Genomic DNA, 17,949 nt, shown 5'->3' on the forward strand with positions numbered 1-17,949 from the left:
GGTCCGCTCACGTCGCCGATGACGAGCGCGATGGCGCCCTCGGGCGGGGGGAAGCGTAGTACCAGTCGCCGCCAACCTGGGCCTCGGAGGGAGCGGCCACGTAGCGGGCGGCCGTGGCGACGGGCAGCGGTGGCAGCAGAGAACGCTGCAGATGTTCGGCAACGTGCTGGGCCTTGGCATACAGGCGGTTGTTGTCGACGGCCAGCGCAACGCGGTCGGCCAGGTCTTCCACCAGCGCGACGTCGTCGTCCGTCAGCGGCTCCTGCTCCGGGTCGCGAGCCAGCGTGAGGGCTCCGAGTACCTGCCGCCGCGCACGCAGCGGAGCCATGACGACACTCCGCGCGCCCAGCCGCTCGAACACCTCCGTCTGTGCGGCGTGGAACCTGCTGCCGTCATCCGACCGAAGATCCTGCGCATCGAGCAGCAGGGGGCGGGCACCGCGCAGGACCCGGGCAAGTGGATCCGCCGACTCGGCTTGAAGTAGCGGCTGTTGTGGGGCGAGGCCCTGTCCGCGGATCACGTGACCAGGAACCGGAAGGCCCTCCCGGCCGGCACCGGTTGGCGCGACAGTCCTTTCAGTTCTCACGGATGCGGTGGGCCTTGGCAACGAGTCTCCGAGGCAGCTTCGGCCCTGCACATGCGTAGTCGATCAGCAGGTTCCGGTAGGTGGTGTTCGCAAGCTCCGGCGCCAGGGCGATCAGGGCCCTCAGGTCGTCGGACGAGCCGGAAACGCGTGTGCGGTAGGCGGCGGCCGCCGCGCGCAGGGAGACCTCGTGAGGTTCGTATTCCAGGCCCTGTTCGACGAGGTTCGCGGCTGCGGCGAAGTCGCCCTGTTCGGCTCGCACGTCCGCCAGGTCCAGGTAGAGGGACCAGTTGGCGGCGTCCAGGTCGTGGCCGTAGTCCAACGTCCGCAGACACGCCTCGGCCAGCGCCTCCGCACCCACCGCGCCGAGAAAGCGCGCATCGCCGAACCAGGGTGCAGCACCCCATGCCGCGTCGGGCCGTACACCGGTGACCGAACCAAGGGCCATCACCGCGTCGTCCATGTCCCCTTCAAGGAACAAGAAGTACGCCTGCGCCAGCACCGCGTTCAAGGAGCCGTCCCCTTCGAGGCCCTCCTTCAGTTCCGCGCGCCGGTCCTGCCACAACTCGGCGAGGGCCGCATAGGGCTCCGGAGCCGCCGGTGCCGAGGCTATGGCCCCCACCAGAAGCTCCACCGCGCCCACCGGGCTTCCGCCGCAGTGCGCCATCACACCAGCAAGACTGACTCCCGCCGCCACTGACTGATTCGACATCGCCAGAGAATACCCGTGGCCAGAGGTTCTGTGAGCACCCCCGCCTGGCCGGCGGCACCGCTGTCGGTGATCTGTCAGTGTGACGGCAACGCTGACGGCGACGACGGCGCGCGAAGGCGACGATCACCGCAGTCGGCCATCAGAGGAGAAGAGCGAGAGCCCCCTCTCAAGGTGCGCTTCGTCCGGGATCTGACGATTGACCGAACCGGTCGGCCGGCCGACCGATGAGTTACGGGTCGTGCGGAGGTCACAGCCTCCAGGACCGCCGGCAGACCGACGCGGTCGAACCCGAAGGAGACGCGTGGCAAAGCTCATCTACTCGATGATCACCTCGCTCGACGGCTACGCCGAGGCGGCCGAGGGCGGCCTCGGCACCGGGGCCGACGACCAGGAGGTGCATACCTTCATCAACGACCTCTTCCGCCCCGTCGGCACGTACCTCTACGGCCGACGGATGTACGAGACGATGGTCTACTGGGAAACCGCGCACACCGAGCCCGACCAGCCGCCGCACATCCTGCAGTACGCCCGCGACTGGCAGGCCGCGGAGAAAATCGTGTACTCCACGACGCTTGAGTCGGTGTCCAGCGCGAAGACCAGGATCGAGCGGACCTTCGACCCGGACGCGGTGCGCAAGCTCAAGGCCGGGGCTGATCACGACCTCACCGTCGACGGCCCGAACCTCGCGGCCCAGGCCATCGTGGCCGGCCTGGTGGACGAGTACCACCTGTTCACCACCACGAGCGTGGTCGGCGGCGGCAAGCGGTTCTTCCCAGACGGCGTGCGCCTCGATCTCGAGCTGGTCCAGGAGCGTGCCTTCGGCAGCGGACTGATCTACGCGCACTACCGGACCCGCTGAGCCGCACCGGTTGGTCCCACCTGCCGACGGCCGAGCCGGGGCAGGTGAGACCGAGCCGCAGGCGGACACGCCTCAGGAGCTGGGGTGCCGGCACTCTGAGTTCGACGTGGTGATCAGAACAGCATGAGCAGCACAGCCTCCTTCACTCCCGTGCCCCGCCAAGCACGTCGGGCTCGCGCAGGCCTGCGAGAGGGACCCGCGAGTGGCGGCCGACGCACCCGACGTCGGCGCCCGGCGCATCGTGGTCGCCGTAGAACTGCTGCGGTTCGCGGCGCAGCGCGGGCTTCGTTCGGCCGGTCTTCCCGCGGGTCGGTCGGGTCGTCAGGCCGCCGTGGCGCGGAAGGTGCTGGGGCTCAGCCCCTTGTGGCGTTTGAAGGCGGCGCTGAAGCCGAATGCGTCGGCGTAGCCGACGGACCTGCCGATCTGGGCGATGGTGAGGTCGGTGTCGGACAGAAGGCTCTCGGCCTCGTCCATGCGGCATTCGGTGAGGTAGGCGAGGGGCGGGCGACCCATCAGCTTGGTGAAGCGCTTGGCGAACAGGGCCCGGGAGACACCGGCTCGCGTGGCCAGGGACGCCACCGTCCAGGCCTCGGCGGGCCGGTCGTGGAAGGCCTGCAGGGCGGGGGCGAGGACGGGGTCGGCGAGGCCTCGGTACCAGCTGGGCGCGTCGGTGCCGGCCTGGTCGAACCAGCTGCGCAACGTGCACACCAGGGCCCAGTCGAGGAGCCGGTCCATCAGCGCCTGCGACCCGGCCGAGAGATGGGCGGCGTCGGCGGCGGCGGTCTCCAGCCAGGCACAGACCTCGACGTCCTCCTTGATCACCAGGACGGGCGGCAGGGCACGCAGGAGCCGCTCGTGGCGGTGGCCCGCGGCGCGGTAGGCGCCCACGATCAGCGCGGTCGCCTCCTGCGCGTCGGTGCCCCAGTGAATACCGCCGAGTTCCTGGGCGGTGCACTCGGCATCCGTGGTGAAGCAGGCGATCTCGTACGCGGTATGAGGGCTGTGGACCGTGGTGGGACAGTCCGCGAGGTGGAACGGTGCGGGGCCGCGCACGATGGCCGTATCGCCCGCGCCGACCGCTCGCTCGGTGCCGTCGGGCAGCAGCAGGGTGCCCCCGCCGCGGAGCACGGTGATCATGGTGAGTGGTGCGTCGTCGGTGAAGCGGATGGTCCAGGGCGCCGTCAGTACGGCGTGGCTGACGACCGAGCCTTCGGCCCGGATGCCGTTCAGCAGCGAACTCAAAGGATCCACGGAAGGTATCGTAGACGATCTCCTATGTTTCGTAGCGGTTCTCCCATGGATCATCTACGTCACCGTGGCTGTACTGGATTCATCGAATTGACCGAGCCCAGTCGGGAGACACCGTGACGCAGCACGTCAGCCATGCCAGGACAGCCCTTGTGGTCGTCGCACACCACCGCACCGATTCCCTCACCGCGCACACGGCCCGGCGTGCCGCCGTCCGGCTCGAGGCCGCCGGATACCGCATCGACCTGCTCGACCTGCACGCCGAGGGGTTCGACCCGCGGATGAACACGTCGGACCAGCCGGACTGGGGCAACCGGGAGAAGACGTACTCGGCCGAAGTGCACGCCCACATGCAGCGCATCCTCGACGCCGACGTCGTCGTCGCCGTCTTCCCGGTGTACTGGCAGAACGTGCCCGCCATCCTCAAGGGCTGGATCGACCGCGTGTGGAACTACGGGTTCGCCTACGGCCGCAGCCGGCCCCGCCTCGCCGGCAAGCGCATGCTGTGGCTGGGCCTGGCCGGCGCCACTGCCGGCGACCCTCTCGTGGAGGGCATGCAAACCGTCCTCGAGACCAGTCTGAGCGAAGGCATCGCCTACTACTGCGGCTTCTCCCAATCCACCGTCGGCCTGCTCACCGACGCGGAGGAACGCCCGCAGCTCGTCGACGCCGAAGGCAGCCTCCTGGTCGGCGAAGCCGTCACCGGCGCCGAGCGAGAGGCGCAGTACGCCGATCTCGACCGTCGTGCAGGGGAGTTCGTGGAAAGTTTCGTCGCCGAGGAACTCGTGGAGGCCTGACCACCAGAGAGCCGGCGGACCGAACCCACCCCCGCCCTCAGGGGCCTGTATCCGTCCGCCGGCCGGCCCCACGGCACTTGGGGAGGCGAAGAGCATCGTGCGCAAGCCGGGAAGGCGCGCCTCCCCGCCACGGTGTGGCGGGCCCGACGGCCGGCTGTCGACCTCTCCTCCGGGCTGCCGTTTCCCCGAAGGCGTACACGCCGTTGAGACAGTGCGTGCCGGTCGCGGCGCGTCCACTTGTCCGGCCGGGCCGAGGGGCTCGTCCGTGCACCCTGGCCGACCGTACCCTCAGGAGAGACGGATGGACTACTACGACCTCGGCACCCACACCCGCCCGGTGACGACGTCCTCAGCGTCCGCCCAGCTGTGGTTCGACCGCGGGCTGGTCTGGTCGTACGCGTTCCATCACGAGGAAGCGGTCGCCTGCTTCGAGGCCGCGGCCGCGGCGGATCCCGACTGTGCGATGGCCTACTGGGGCACCGCCTACGCCCTCGGTCCGAACTACAACAAGCCCTGGGAGTTCTTCGAGGGTGAGGAACTCGCCCGGACCGTCGAGCGCACTCACGCAGCCGTCGAACGCGCCCACGAGAAGGCGGACGGCGCCACTGCCGTGGAGCAAGCCCTGATCCGAGCGCTGCGGCACCGGTACCCGCAGGCGGCAGCGGTCGAGGACTGCTCGGTGTGGAACAAGGACTACGCCGACAGCATGCGCGCCGTACACGCGCTCGCACCCGACGACCTCGATGTCACCGCGCTCCACGCCGACGCGCAGATGAACCTCACGCCCTGGCAGTTGTGGGATCTGCGGACCGGCCTGCCTGCGGAAGGCGCCCGCACGCTGGAGGCCAAGGCGGCCCTCGAGCAGGCGATCAGCACCGGACCCGGGAAGAGTCATCCCGGCGTTCTGCACATGTACATCCACCTCATGGAGATGTCCCCCACCCCCGAGGCCGCGCTGTCGGTCGCGGACCGGCTCCGGGGCCTCGTGCCCGACGCCGGCCACCTCCAGCACATGCCCACACACCTGGACGTGCTCTGCGGCGACTACCGGCGCGTGGTGGCGGACAACACCAGCGCCATCGCCGCCGACGAGAAATACCGTGCCCGGGCCGGCGCGATGAACTTCTATACCCTCTACCGATCGCACAACTACCACTTCAAGATCTACGGTGCGATGTTCCTCGGCCGGTCGGCGACCGCCCTGGAGACCGCCGCACAACTCGAAGCCTCCATCCCCGAAGAACTGCTGAGGGTGCCGAGTCCGCCCATGGCCGACTGGCTGGAGAGCTTCCTCGCCATGCGGGTGCACGTGCTCATCCGCTTCGGCCGCTGGTCCGACATCATGGAACTGCCTCTGCCCGACGACCCGCGGCTGTACTGCGTGACCACCGCGATGCTGCACTACGCCCGCGGCGTCGCCTGCTCGGCCACCGGCCGGATCCCCGAGGCCGAAACCGAACGCGAACTGTTCCGTCAGGCCGTGTCCCGAGTACCCGGGACACGCATGCTGTTCAACAACACCTGCGTCGACATCCTCGCGATCGCGTCGGCGATGCTCGACGGCGAACTGGAGTACCGCAAAGGCAACCACGACGCCGCGTTCGCCGCGCTGGAGCGGTCGATCACACTCGACGACAGCCTTCCCTACGACGAGCCATGGGGATGGATGCAGCCCACCCGTCACGCGTACGGCGCCCTGCTCCTCGAACAGGGACGCGTCGAGGAGGCGGAGGCCGTCTACCGGGCCGACCTGGGCCTCGACGAAACACTGCCGCGTGCCTCACAACACCCCGGCAACGTTTGGTCGCTGCACGGGTTCCACGAGTGTCTCGTGCGGCTGGGCAGAGCGGGAGAAGCGCAGATCGTGGCCCAGCAGCTGAAGCTCGCGCTCGCCGTGGCGGACGTACCGATCACCTCGTCCTGCTTCTGCCGCCTCGAAGCCGTCGCGGGCGAGGCGGAAAGCGGCTGTCGGCCCACGCCCGGGACAGCCGGGCGCTGAAGCCGATGCTGTCCCAGGTGGGACATGAATCCCACGCAGCCGACTCCCAACCCCGGCTTTTCACGCAGACAAGGCGCACGACGTCCCTCACCTGCGGAAATGGCGACAGGGCAAGCGCCTCGGAGTTTGAAGGGCCATGCTCGGCTCGCTGATCCTCTCCTGCCGGTTCCTGGCTCGTCACCGCGATGATCGGCCTGCAGCCGGCCTCGCCACGGCGACGGGCACTGCTTGGCGAGGCCGCGGCGATCACCGACCTGTCGTGCCGTTTGGCCCGACTGCGACCGCATGCGAGGACCACGGGGCGCTCCGGTGATCGTCGGCGTCGGCGTCCCTGCCGCTCGGCGCTTGCGCCGAGGCCGAGATGGCGGTCCAATGCTGAAGGTGACTTCCGATGGTGTGCGCGGCTCCGGAGACACCAGGGCCGGACAGTGTGCGAACCCTCTCGAGGAGCTCTCGCTCGAGCAGCTCCGCCGGCGCAAGAGCATGAAATGGCGTACGTATCCGGCAGACGTGCTGCCCCTGTGGGTGGCGGAGATGGACGTTCCGCTCGCGCTGCCGGTCGCCGACGCCTTGCGCGAGGCCATTGATATCGGTGACACCGGATACCCCGCCGGAACCGAGTTCGCCGAGTCGCTGGCCGGCTTTGCCTCGCGACGCTGGAAGTGGGACGGCGTGGCCCTCGACCGCGTCGCCGTGCTTCCGGACGTGATGACGGGCGCGGTCCAGGTGCTGCGGTTGATCACCGATCCCGGCGACCCCGTCGTCGTCAACTCCCCGGTGTACGCGCCCTTCTACGCCTTCGTCACTCATGACGGCCGCCGGATCGTGGAGGCGCCGCTCGGGCGGGATCTGCGGATCAGCCTGGACACGCTCGAGGAGACGTTCCGGCGTACCCGGCGGGTGAGCGGCGAGGGCGGGATCGCCTATCTCCTCAGCAATCCGCACAACCCCACCGGCACGGTTCACACCTTCGAGGAGCTCGCCGGCGTGGCGGAGTTGGCCCGCCGGTACGCAGTCCGTGTCGTCGCCGACGAGATTCACGCCCCGCTCGTGCTGCCGGGAGCAGAGTTCACGCCCTACCTCAGCGTGCCCGGGGCCGAGAACGCCTGCTCCCTCATGTCGGCGACCAAGGGCTGGAACCTGGCCGGAATCAAGGTGGCGCTCGCCATCGCGGGACCTGAGGCAGCCGCCGATCTGCGCCGGATGCCCGAGGAGGTCCACCACGGCGCGAGCTACCTGGGCGTCATCGCCCACACGGCGGCCTACCGCCACGGGGACCAGTGGCTCGATGCGTTGCTGGCCGGGCTCGACGCGAACCGAGCCCTGTTGGGTCGGCTCATCGCCGAACACCTGCCCGAGATCGGTTACGCCAGGCCGGAGGGAACCTACCTGGCCTGGCTCGACTGCCGGTCCCTCGGCCTCGACCGGGAGGAAGGCACTACGGACCTCGCCGTCGTCACCGATCTGGCCGGCCCCGCACGGCTGTTCCTGGAGCACGCCAGGGTCGCCCTGTCCTCCGGCCACATCTTCGGAACGGGCGGAACCGGACACGTCCGCCTGAATTTCGCCACCTCCCGGGCCGTCCTCACCGAGGCGATCACCCGCATGGGACGGACAGCGGCCCTCCACACGCGCTAGGCGAATAAGCTCCTGTCCCGAACGCCGCGCGCGGTCGCCGCCCGTATGTGGACTGTGGTCATACCCACCCGTTCCAGGCGGCCGCCGGCTCCGGCCGGGTGACTCGCACGGCCGGCGTTCGACCGGGCGCCGGATCGGCCTGACACCCCTTGCCCCACTGTCCACCCCGACGGTGGGGCATCGTCCCGTGCGTCACGGGTTCCACAAGCCGGAGCTCGCGCTCCGCGAGGAAGGCGTCCGCTTTCAAGCTTGAAGACCTGGAGGACCTCCCGTCACCCCGACCACGCGGCCAAGAAGGCCCACGTCGAACACCTCCACGCGATTGCTGACGGCAAGGTCAGACCCGAGGAGGACGAGCCCGAACTCGTCCTCTGTACTGACGAGTTCGGACCCCTCAACGTGATGCCCACCCCGGGAAGCAGTGCGCCGAACGAACCGGCAGGCACAAGGACCCGGTCCACAACATCACGCACGGCCGTTCAGGCCCGTCAGGCAGCGAGTACGCGCCCCGCGCGCACCGGCCGCGGCGGCCTGGTTCCTGCGTCGGCTGCGGAGTGCTGCCGGGGCAGGGGCAGACGGAATCCGCTGAGGGTCCGGGTCTCCAGCTGTATAGCGGCATCGCGGCTGCGGCCGTGTTCCAGCAGGCGGCCCAGGGCCTCTCGGATGCGGGTGGCCGGTTCGTCGATGCAGATGCGTTCCACCGCATAGGCGTGGACGAGGGGGTGGAGCCGGAAGCGGCCGGGCGTGGTGCATTCGATCAGGTGTGCTGCCGTCAGGGTGGCAAGGTGCTGCTCGGCCGCGGCAGGCGGTTCGCCCAGGAGCGCGGCGGCCGTGGCGGTGTCGGTCTCCTGCAACGGCTGGAGGGCCAGCAGGCGCAACAGCCGTCGCGCGCCCGGCGGCAGGCGAGCGTCGGAGGCCGACAGTGCGGTCCGTACGCCGTCCTCCAGGGCCAGGGTGATCAGCGGCTCGGGGTAGTAGTCGCCGGGTGCCCAGGCCGGGTGCTCCCGCATGTGGCGGCCGATGACCGACAGCGCCAGCGGGAGGTGGCCCAGCAGGTCGGCGATCTCGTGGACGGCCGTGATGTCAGGGCCGATGCGGTCGCCTCCCGCTGTCGCCCGCAGCAGTTCGACGGAGTCGTCCGGGTCGAGCGGCGGCACCGGCAGACGGGCGTTGTCACCGAGGCCGGGAAGAGCGCGCCGGCTGGTGATCACGGTGCGGCATCCCCGGGCCCGGGGCAGCAGGGGACGCAGCTGTTCGTCGTCGGCTGCGTCGTCCAGGACGATCAGCGCGCCGGTTTCCGCCAGCAGTTGCCGGTAGAGAGCTGTGCGTGTGCCGAGGTCGTGGGGGATGCGGTCGCCGGTGGTGCCGAGGAGGCGCAGGAAGGCCTCGAGTACGGCGGCGGGGTCGGCGGGCGGGCCGTGCGGGGCGAAGCCGCGCAGGTTGGCGAACAGGACGGGTGCGCCGGTGTGTTCGTCGGCGAGCAGCCGGTGGGCGAGGTGCAGGGCCAGCGACGTCTTGCCCGCGCCGGGCATGCCTTCCAGTGCGAGCGTCGTCGCCTGCCGGTCCCGGGCCAGTAGGGCCTGCGCCCGGGCCACCAGGCCGGTTCTGCCGACGAATACCGGAAGATCTGCGGGCAGCCGGTCGTAGGCGCTCACCCGGGAGGCTGCTTCGGCTTCGCCGAGGACGCCTCGTAGCGACTGCCGCCACATGGAGAGGACGGCCTCGTCGGCGCCGGCGAGGGCCTGCACCACGGCCAGCAGCAGGTCGGAGTTGGGGCGGCGGCGGCGCGTCTGGAAGCAGTTGCCCACGGTGGAGCGGGCCGGCCATTCGCCGCGGGGGCGTCCGGCCCGCTGCCAGTCCCGGTGGATGCGCCGCGTGATCTCGGTGATCGACGGGTTGCCCGCCCATGCTTTCAGCAGTCTGAGTTCCGCGATGAATTCGTCCATGGTGCGGGCTTTCCCCGGATCCAGTACCTGCGGCACGAACATCCTCCCCCATGGGACACCTGGGCAACGACCGACGTGGAGCGAATCGCTTCCAGTTAGATGGCATGGCGCTGTGCCTGTCAACTGCCGTCTGTAGACCTCCCGGACACGGAGCGCATCCAGGATCGTCCACGATCCGTCCGGAAGCCCGTGTTCCGTCCTGATGCTGGGGCCCGTTCCCGGCTCACCGGCGTCCCGGGTGTCCCCCCGAGCCCCGGGTGCCCCCGTTCCAGGACAGGAGTCCGTGCATCGCGATGCCATGAGATCGGTGTGTCCAAGAGCCCCGTCGGCGGCAGCGTCGTCGCCGGCCGCCCTCGACGACCTGATCTCCGAGCCCGTGCTCGACGCGGAGCGGGGCCGCATCGTCCACCACCCGGCTGTTGCGCCGTGACGGTCCGCTTCACCCACACATGGCGCCGGCTCCTCCCTCCCCCACCGAAAGGAGACAAGACCGTGGAAACGCAAGCCAGCACGATGCAGGACAGCTACAGCCAGGACCGCGGCACGGCGGACATGGCGATGTACGCGAGCACCACGCGGCACGGCTCGACGGGCAGCACGGCTCCCGGCACGCGGCGCGTCACGATCGTCGGCGCGGGCTTCTCGGGCACGCTCGCCGCCATCCGGCTGCTCCACTTCGCCGATACGCCACTGGAGATATGCCTGATGGAGCGGGAAGAGGGCTACCGCCACGGCGGTGTCGCCTTCGGCCGGGCGTCCACCAACTGGGAGCACATGCTCAACATCCAGGCCGGTCGCATCACCCTGCGCCGCGAGCGGCCGGAGGACTTCCTGGAGTGGGCCAACGAGGAGGCGGACCGCTCGGAGTGGCCGCAGAAGTGGCAGTACCACTCCTTCAGTGTGGCCTGTGTCGTGCCGCGGCGGTTGTTCCGGCAGTACCTGGCCGACCGGCTGCGCGGCGCGGCCGCCGACGCCCACGCCGGCGTGACACTGCGGGAGTTGACCGGTGAGGTCATCGACGTCCGCGGCCGCGAAGGCCGCTACGTCGTCAAGTACGCCGACACCGGAGTGCAGGGCGCTGTGCACGACCTGCCGTCGGACCAGGTGATCCTCGCGACCGGTCATCTCTCGCCGGTGCAGGCGCCCTTCTACCACCGCGTCAAGGACTCCGACCGTTTCATCGCCGACCCCTACGCCCCCGACGCTCAGGAGCGTTTCCGTGCGGTCGGCCCCGAGGAGACCGTCCTCGTCACGGGCTCCGCGCTGTCGGCCTTCGACACGGTGATCTCGCTCGTGCACGCCGGTCACCGGGGACAGATCCTGATCTGCTCGCGCGGCGGCCACCTGCACGGCACCTACCCGGTCGATCACGAGCACGACATCTGGCAGGCTCGCCGCCCGCCGTTCCTCGACGCCGAGAGGCTCACCCCCGAGGTGGTGGTGGCGGGAGTGAAGACGGAGTACGCGCACCTGCGTGACGAGCACGGTGTGCAGCCGGGCAGTACGCTCGACACCGTCTTCCCCGAGCGTGTCATGAAGGCGTGGGAGCCGTACGTCATCGAGCTGATCTCCCGCATGGACGCACGCGATGTACGGATGCTGCTCGACCGGTACAAGAGCCTGATCGTCACCCACCGCACCAGCACCGTGCGGGAGATCGGCGGCGTCGTGCGCAGCCGGATGCGCGAATTCAACGGCGCCCCGAAGACCGTGAGTGTCCTGTCCGCCGGTGTCCAGGACATGCGCCTGGTCGAGGACGGCGCGAAGATCCGGGTGGTCTTCGCCGACCAGCCGGACGTCGTCGTCGACCGGGTCGTCAACTGCCTGGGCAACAACACCGACTACGAGCGCACCGGCCACCCTCTGTGGAACAGCCTGGTCAACGGATACGGATACGCGCAGCCGGAGACCAAGACCCGCCGGGGCATCGAGGTCGGCCCGCACGGACAGCTCGTCGCCGCCGACGGCGAGGCGGTACCGGGCCTGTTCGGCGTCGGCCCGATGCGCCAGGGCGACGAAACCACCCGCCGCGGCCGGCTCGGCGCGTTCGTGTTCAGCATCGGCACCCTGCGCAACCAGTGCTTCGACACGGCGATGGAGGTACTGCGCCGCCTCAGGGCCACGAGCGACGAGGAGCAGATGGACATTCCCGAGGGCATCCACCAGTGCCTGATCCGCAGCAGCGACTGGATCGCCGCCGACCTCGCCGCCGAGGAACCGCAGGCCACCCGCCTGCGCGAGCGTCTGCAGAGCTACGCCCGCGAGAGTGCCTACCCCACGGCCGTCAACTACCTGCAGGCGAAGGACCGCACCGAACGCCGCAAGTACCGCGGCATCCTGGACGACGGCCTGGCGGACTTCGGCGCCGCCCTGGCCCGTGAGTTCGACCTCACGGCGCAACAGGCCCGGCGCACCGTGTCCCTGCTGGCCACGCTGGTGGAGAAGCACGCGGTCCACAACCTCTGCGACATCACCAAGCTGGCGGGCTGGGACTCCAGTTACGGCGAGCAGGTCAAGCACGCCCCGAAGAAGGGTTCATGATGGCAGAGCGCGACGAGCAGGAGCTGCTCAGCCGCCTGTTCATGGTCCGGCACGGCGAATCCACCTGCAATTCCGTCCACCGTATCGCCGGGCAACGCGACGCTCCCCTGACCTTCCTCGGCCGCATCCAGGCCGAGAAGGTCGCCGAGGGCCACCGCGGCCGGCGCTTCGACCGCGTCTACGTCTCCCCGTTGACCCGCGCGTACGAGACCGCCGACATGATCTTCGGTATCGACGCTCCGGACGCCGGCGGCCCCGAGGTCGTGGTCGACGAGCGGCTGATGGAACGCGACTTCGGCAGTTACACGCTGGAGAGCAAGTCCATCCTCCAGCGCCGCCACGGCATCGCCGAGTACGAGCGGGCCATGAACGCCGACAGCCCGACCATGCACGGCGGTGAGACGTTCGCCCAGTTCAAGGACCGCGTACACGCCTTCTACGAGCGGGAGCTGCTCCCAGCGCTGCGTCGCGGCGAGGTGGTCTGCGTCGTCTCGCACAAGTACGTCGTCGAGCTGATCTGCCGCTTCATCCTGGACCGGCCCGCCGACGAGTCCTTCGACCTGCGGCTGCCCAACTCGCAGATGCTGCAAGGCGACCGGATCCACAGTTACGTCAAGAACGAGAACAAGACCATGAACATGGTCTACGACTGGATCGTCGTCAACCATCCATCGGTCTTCTGTGTGGGCCTGGCGGCGGGCCTGACCGCGAACGTGGCGGGGCTGCGGGCCGCCGCTTCGCCGTACCTGCTGCTCCTCCTCCTGGTGCTGGCCAGCGTCATCACCATGTGCCGTATCGAGCTGGAGAACGCGCGGGCGTTCGTCACCGACCGCGGCACACTCCGCTCCGTCGCCGTGCGCTACCTCGCCCTGCCGATCGCCTTCGCGGTCCTGGTGCGCTGGTGGGACGCGGGCAGTGACACGGGCGGTACGAGCACGGCGGCGATCGCCGCGGTGTTCCTCGCCACCCCGAGCTCGGTGGTGGCGATGACCGTCAGCCGCTGCCTCGGCGGAATGATCATGCCGACGTTCGCGCAGGTCCTGCTCTCCTCGCTGGCGGCGACCGTATCGTTCTCGGCCGTCCTCGCCCTGACGCTGCGCGAGGACGTCGCGCCGGCCGTCGCCGTCAGCGCCGCCACCTCGACCGGTGTCGTCACGGCGGCCTACGTCCTGGTCAAGTGCCTGCGGGAGCGTTCCCCGATCCGCACGGCGAAGTACGGCGAACGCAACGGGTACGTGGCGGTGCTGCTGCTCACCGCGTTCATCGTGCTGGTCTCCCTCAAGCTCGATCTGGACGGCTTCACCACGTACGCGCCGATCGCCGCGGGCATCGCCGTCGGCCTGCGACTCGTCGCAGCCCTCCTCAAACGGCGCCGCCACGTCCAGACACTCGACGACTACACCGCCATGACCTACCCGAACGTGTTCGTGGTGGTCATCATCGCCGCGCTCACCGGCAACGGGCCGCTGGAACAGGTGGCCATCTGGACCCTGCTGCCGATGTTCGTCCTGTCGTTCTTCGACAGCTGGTACGCCCGCTTCCTGGTCGTCGCACCCGACGACGCGCGCTGGCCGACCGTCCTCAAACTCCCCGCGCATCTCCCCGTGCGGGGCCATCCGGCTGCCGAGGATCCGCGCGAGCCGTCCGTCCCCGCCCGTTCGTGACCCGGAAGTTGCGACGAGCACGGAAGTCGTCGTGCACGCCCACGCAACCGATGGCCTGTCCGGCCGCGGGTGCCGGCAAGAACCACGGACCCGCCGCTCCATGTCCTGCCCGTGATCGCGGTCGTCCCGGCCGCGGTCGTCCCGGCCGCCGCGGCTCCCTGCGGCTGCTTCGCCCTCCTGGTGAAGCAGCCGCAAGTGCCGGAAGAGACGGCCGCAGGCCCGGCTTTGTGCATGTAGAGAGTGATCTTGCCTCGTCGGTCACTACTGCAGAGCGCTCCGCGCGGTGCGTAACGCTCACGGTCCATAGGTGAGATCCGTGCCGCCGCCGGCCTCGATCAGCCAGGACAGGGAACCGCTGCCGAACGGCCAGCCGGTGGTGTCCACCTGAATCCAGCCGCCTCCCGATTCATCGGTTCCCGCGTGCCACCACCACCACCAGCTGCGATCGTCGCCGGCCCCTTCCTCGGTCGGGTCGAAGCAGTGCAGCCAATCCGACAGCGTCCATGGACCCTTGTTGGCAGCGGCCCTCTGCTCCGGCGTCATCGCCTGCCACTGCCGCTGCCATGCCTCGGCATCGAAGGGCTCGTCCGGCTCCGGCTCCGTGGCCTCGGGCGCGCACCGCTTGACGAACCACGTCGGCAGCAGCTGCGGCCACCGCTCGAATTCAGGCCAGTCGCCTGTCCGCTCGACCACGCGCGTCAGCACCGCACGCGCATCGGCAATGACTTGGGCGGGATCCCCGGCGGTAAACCGGACCCGTACGAGAAACGGCCGCTGCCGGCTGTCCTCGGCCCCCGGTCCGGTCCGAAGACGCCGTAGCTCGCCCTCTATGATCTTCACGGTACGGAAGTGTGCACCACCACCTTCCCCACCCTGGCGTCCGGGCGCTTCACCCACGTCCAACCCCGGTTGAGTGCCGGATCCACGAACGTCTACGCCGCCGCCCGGGAGCCGATCGAGTCCAGGGCGGCGGTCACCGTCCTTCGCAGCGTCGCGGCGTCCGCACCGGTACGGGAGCGCAGATTGACGCCGTAGGCGAGCAGCGCCAGCAGATCCGCCCAGGCGTCGGGGTCGGCGCCGGGGGCGAGCTGTTCGGCGCGGTCGGCGGTGACGAGCGCCGCGTACAGCGCCTCGCGGAGCTCGCGGTGGTGCCGGTCCAGGACGGCGCTTACCTGGGGATCGCTGTTCTCGGCCCCGGCATGCGCGTTGGAGACCATGCAGCCCCAGCGCGCGTACTCACCCGAGCAGCGGGCCTCGATCAGGCCCCCGAAGAACTCGGAAATCGCGGGCAGGCCCCGCTCGTCCTCGGCCAGGCGCCGGAACATCGGCTGCGACCGCTGCTCCAGGTAGCGTCGCAGCGCGGCGAGGTAGAGCTCCTGCTTGCCGCCGAACGTGGCATACAGGCTGGAGCGGTTGAGCCCGGTCGCGGTCACCACGTCCTGGATCCCGGTCGAGGCCACGCCCTGCCGCCACAGCAGTCGCACCACGGTCTCCAGGGCGGCGTCCGGATCGAAGTGCTTGATGTCCGGCATGTTTCACCCCGCCATCTTGGAATAGAGATTCCAAGATACTCCCCGCCCGGCACGCCGCAAGGGCACTGACAGCTTCAGAGCGGGACAGGCCACCCACGGGTGCGCGGGCGTCCAGCTTCGTCCACGAATCAACCCCGCAGCACCCGCGAGCCGCGACCATGCCTCCATGAATCGCATCCCAGCCGCCGGGGCGGCCGCACACGGGCCGCAGTCGACACCCCGCCCCCGCCGCTCCCTTGCCCGCCACGCCGCCCGTCTCGGCGCCTTCGTCCGGGCTCTCGCCCTGGCCGACCACCGCCCGTTCACCAGCCTCTGACGTATCGACACTTCCGAACGGCTGGCGCGGGACCACGCACACCCCTATCCTGGAACGGTCGTTTCAGGATTACTCGCGAGGCACTGCCCGCACCCCTTCGCCGCGTCCCGTCCCGCTCCAGCCGCCAACCAGGAGGAACGAGCACCATGACCACTCTCAACACCGAACTGCGCGCCTTCTACGAAGCACGTCAGCAGCAGATCCCGGCCGAGGTCCGGGAGATCATGCAGCGGGCCGGCCAGGAACTCGCCGACTCCGGCCAGGCCGACCGCGCCCTGACCGCGGGCGACAAGGCCCCCCGCTTCAGCCTCCCCTCCGCGAAGGGGCAGACCCTGGCACTGGACGACCTGCTCGCCGACGGCCCCGTCGTCCTGACCTTCTACCGCGGCGCCTGGTGCCCGTACTGCAACATCGCCCTGCGCGCCCTCCAACAGCACCACGACGCCATCACCGCCCGCGGCGCCCGCCTGCTGGCCGTCTCCCCGCAGATCCCCGACGAGTCCCTCACCCTGACCGAGAAGCACGACCTCGCCTTCGACGTCCTCAGCGACATCGGCTCCGACACCGCCAAGCAGTACGGCCTCGCCTTCGACCTCCCCGAGGACCTCGCCGCCGTCTACGACAGGCTCGGCTTCGACCTCCAGCGCGTCAACGACGGCCACCCGCGCACCCTCCCGCTGCCCGCGACCTATGTCATCGGCCGCGACGGCGTGATCCGCTGGGCCTTCGTCGACGCCGACTACACCACCCGCGCCGAACCCGCCGACATCCTCGCCGCCCTCGACACACCGGCGTGAAATCGACGGCTCGGCCAGCGCAAACGCTGTCTGGGTCCGTCAGCCACGGGCGCGCCCGTGCCGCACCGAAGGGACGTCGAACCGGTCGCACCGGATGCCGATACTGCCGAACCCGGCCGGGCCGACGTCTTCGGACACGATGCAGTTCCGGATGCCCTCGCTGACCCCTGCGTCGGCCGATGCGCCCCCGACCGTGCCCGACGTCGCGGTGCACAGGTGCGGCTACTCCGTGGCGGGGCATGGGCAGCGGTCGCATGTGCGGGACTTACGTGTCGTCCAGACTCGGTTCACTCTTCGTCGCGGTGGGTGAGGCAGCCGTCGGTGAGCCGCCAGTAGTGCTGGTGCGGGGTCAGTCGCCAGGTCTCGTCGGCAGCGATCGCCCGCGTAATCCACTCGCGGAGTTGCGGGAGAGCTTGCGCTCGCAGAACAGCACGGATCGCAGCACGTTCAGTGGCGTCGACCGGGTGGACGTCCAGGCTGACACCGACCATGTCCGGGTGGATGCCGCGGCCGTAGTTGCGGGGATCCGGAGCGACCCATGCAGCTCCCAGGACGATGGTCCCGCCGTCGTGTCCAGTGAGAAACTCCAAGTCCGTGACGCGGGACATGTGAGGGCCGAGACTCTCGATGATGTCGGTGGTGGTCAGGGGCCAGGCCCGGTGCCGGGGCAGTCTTCGATTTCGTGCGGACATGGCACGCAGAATGGCAGAAGGTCTGCGTGCCCCGGAGGCGTGGAGCATGGCGGTGTGCCCGAGGAGGCACCCGGCCGCCGGCTCTGCTTCCCGCCCCACCGCCCCGCGGACCCTCCCGCGCAGCCGGTCGTGGAGCTCGGCGGTCAGCCCAGTCCCCCGCCGACGGCATGCACGCGGGGAAGTCGACCGGTGTCGCCCGCCACTCGGCATCGGTCAGGTCCATGTCGTAGGACCGGACACGGTCGTGCTGATCGACCGCGTTCGTGGACCGGTGAGCGAGGCAATCAACAGTGACAACAGGGCTCCCGGCGCTGCTCGGCGTTTCAGCAACTCCGAACTGTGCCAGGGGCCCTGTCCTCATTGAGGGCCGCGGCGAGCTGCCGCCCGGCGCGGTGCTCCCGCGCCGCGGGCGTCCGCGCTGTCAGGCTGTTTCGCGCACGGCACGGGCCAGGATGCGCAGACCCGCGTCCAGGTCTTCGGTGGAGATGGTCAGCGGCGGCAGGAGCTTGACGACCTCGCTCTGCGCCCCTGAGGTCTCCAGCAGCAGTCCGAGCTCGAAGGCGCGGGCGCAGACGGCGGACGCGCGCGGCTTGTCCTCGAACTCCAGGCCCCAGACGAGACCGCG

At 69.8% G+C, this 17,949-nt stretch carries 17 protein-coding genes and 1 pseudogene; 10 read left to right on the forward strand and 8 right to left on the reverse strand.

Annotated elements, in window-relative coordinates:
- Positions 1 to 7 precede the first annotated feature (7 nt).
- Both ACWD01_RS34070 and ACWD01_RS34075 read right to left on the reverse strand, forming a co-directional pair.
- Complete coding sequence (locus ACWD01_RS34070) at positions 8 to 520, reverse strand: GAF domain-containing protein (protein WP_451167410.1); 513 nt, start codon at positions 518 to 520, stop codon at positions 8 to 10.
- 55 nt (positions 521 to 575) lie between these two features.
- Positions 576 to 1,295, reverse strand: coding sequence for a hypothetical protein (locus ACWD01_RS34075; protein ID WP_451167412.1), 720 nt, complete (start codon positions 1,293 to 1,295; stop codon positions 576 to 578).
- A gap of 301 nt (positions 1,296 to 1,596) precedes the next feature.
- On the opposite strand from ACWD01_RS34075, the gene ACWD01_RS34080 reads away from it, so the two are divergent.
- Complete coding sequence (locus ACWD01_RS34080) at positions 1,597 to 2,154, forward strand: dihydrofolate reductase family protein (protein ID WP_451167414.1); 558 nt, start codon at positions 1,597 to 1,599, stop codon at positions 2,152 to 2,154.
- A 321-nt stretch (positions 2,155 to 2,475) separates the two neighbouring features.
- Here ACWD01_RS34080 and ACWD01_RS34085 read toward each other — a convergent pair whose 3' ends face one another.
- Positions 2,476 to 3,405, reverse strand: coding sequence for an AraC family transcriptional regulator (locus tag ACWD01_RS34085; RefSeq protein WP_451167416.1), 930 nt, complete (start codon positions 3,403 to 3,405; stop codon positions 2,476 to 2,478).
- Between the two features lie 113 nt (positions 3,406 to 3,518).
- On the opposite strand from ACWD01_RS34085, the gene ACWD01_RS34090 reads away from it, so the two are divergent.
- The 4 genes and pseudogenes from ACWD01_RS34090 to ACWD01_RS34105 form a co-directional block, all read left to right on the forward strand.
- On the forward strand, positions 3,519 to 4,199 hold the full coding sequence (locus ACWD01_RS34090; RefSeq protein ID WP_451167417.1) for an NAD(P)H oxidoreductase: 681 nt from the start codon (positions 3,519 to 3,521) through the stop codon (positions 4,197 to 4,199).
- Between the two features lie 301 nt (positions 4,200 to 4,500).
- Positions 4,501 to 6,198, forward strand: coding sequence for a tetratricopeptide repeat protein (locus ACWD01_RS34095; protein ID WP_451167419.1), 1,698 nt, complete (start codon positions 4,501 to 4,503; stop codon positions 6,196 to 6,198).
- 381 nt (positions 6,199 to 6,579) lie between these two features.
- Positions 6,580 to 7,836: a MalY/PatB family protein gene (locus ACWD01_RS34100; protein ID WP_451167420.1), complete on the forward strand. Its 1,257-nt coding sequence runs from the start codon at positions 6,580 to 6,582 to the stop codon at positions 7,834 to 7,836.
- A 220-nt stretch (positions 7,837 to 8,056) separates the two neighbouring features.
- A pseudogene (locus tag ACWD01_RS34105) lies at positions 8,057 to 8,291 on the forward strand (IS630 family transposase); the annotation flags it as partial.
- Positions 8,292 to 8,324: 33 nt separating this feature from the next.
- Here the strand turns inward: ACWD01_RS34105 and ACWD01_RS34110 are convergent.
- Positions 8,325 to 9,818, reverse strand: coding sequence for an NB-ARC domain-containing protein (locus ACWD01_RS34110; protein ID WP_451167422.1), 1,494 nt, complete (start codon positions 9,816 to 9,818; stop codon positions 8,325 to 8,327).
- Positions 9,819 to 10,089: 271 nt separating this feature from the next.
- On the opposite strand from ACWD01_RS34110, the gene ACWD01_RS34115 reads away from it, so the two are divergent.
- The 3 genes from ACWD01_RS34115 to ACWD01_RS34125 all read left to right on the forward strand — a co-directional run bounded on the left by ACWD01_RS34115 (position 10,090) and on the right by ACWD01_RS34125 (position 13,987).
- The gene (locus ACWD01_RS34115) at positions 10,090 to 10,212 is read left to right on the forward strand and encodes a hypothetical protein (protein ID WP_451167424.1); all 123 of its coding nucleotides are present in this window, start codon (positions 10,090 to 10,092) and stop codon (positions 10,210 to 10,212) included.
- Between the two features lie 62 nt (positions 10,213 to 10,274).
- Positions 10,275 to 12,323, forward strand: a complete 2,049-nt coding sequence (locus tag ACWD01_RS34120; RefSeq protein WP_451167426.1) for an FAD/NAD(P)-binding protein — start codon at positions 10,275 to 10,277, stop codon at positions 12,321 to 12,323.
- Positions 12,320 to 13,987 (forward strand): histidine phosphatase family protein, encoded by a 1,668-nt coding sequence (locus tag ACWD01_RS34125; protein ID WP_451167428.1) that lies wholly within the window; start codon positions 12,320 to 12,322, stop codon positions 13,985 to 13,987. Before ACWD01_RS34120 ends, ACWD01_RS34125 begins: the two co-directional genes overlap by 4 nt.
- 294 nt (positions 13,988 to 14,281) lie before the next feature.
- On the opposite strand, the gene ACWD01_RS34130 is transcribed toward ACWD01_RS34125, so the two are convergent.
- Both ACWD01_RS34130 and ACWD01_RS34135 read right to left on the reverse strand, forming a co-directional pair.
- Positions 14,282 to 14,827, reverse strand: coding sequence for a hypothetical protein (locus ACWD01_RS34130; RefSeq protein ID WP_451167430.1), 546 nt, complete (start codon positions 14,825 to 14,827; stop codon positions 14,282 to 14,284).
- Positions 14,828 to 14,919: 92 nt separating this feature from the next.
- Entirely contained in the window at positions 14,920 to 15,519 is a 600-nt protein-coding gene (locus ACWD01_RS34135) for a TetR/AcrR family transcriptional regulator (protein WP_451167432.1), read from the reverse strand.
- Positions 15,520 to 15,685: 166 nt separating this feature from the next.
- On the opposite strand from ACWD01_RS34135, the gene ACWD01_RS34140 reads away from it, so the two are divergent.
- Both ACWD01_RS34140 and ACWD01_RS34145 read left to right on the forward strand, forming a co-directional pair.
- Complete coding sequence (locus tag ACWD01_RS34140; RefSeq protein ID WP_451167434.1) at positions 15,686 to 15,835, forward strand: hypothetical protein; 150 nt, start codon at positions 15,686 to 15,688, stop codon at positions 15,833 to 15,835.
- Positions 15,836 to 15,981: 146 nt separating this feature from the next.
- Positions 15,982 to 16,632, forward strand: a complete 651-nt coding sequence (locus ACWD01_RS34145; protein ID WP_451167436.1) for a peroxiredoxin-like family protein — start codon at positions 15,982 to 15,984, stop codon at positions 16,630 to 16,632.
- A 287-nt stretch (positions 16,633 to 16,919) separates the two neighbouring features.
- On the opposite strand, the gene ACWD01_RS34150 is transcribed toward ACWD01_RS34145, so the two are convergent.
- Entirely contained in the window at positions 16,920 to 17,324 is a 405-nt protein-coding gene (locus ACWD01_RS34150) for a hypothetical protein (RefSeq protein WP_451167438.1), read from the reverse strand.
- 421 nt (positions 17,325 to 17,745) lie between these two features.
- The coding region (locus tag ACWD01_RS34155; RefSeq protein WP_451167440.1) for an aminotransferase class III-fold pyridoxal phosphate-dependent enzyme at positions 17,746 to 17,949 on the reverse strand (204 nt) is incomplete at its 5' end.

It is taken from the genome of Streptomyces sp. NPDC002835 (assembly GCF_053591995.1).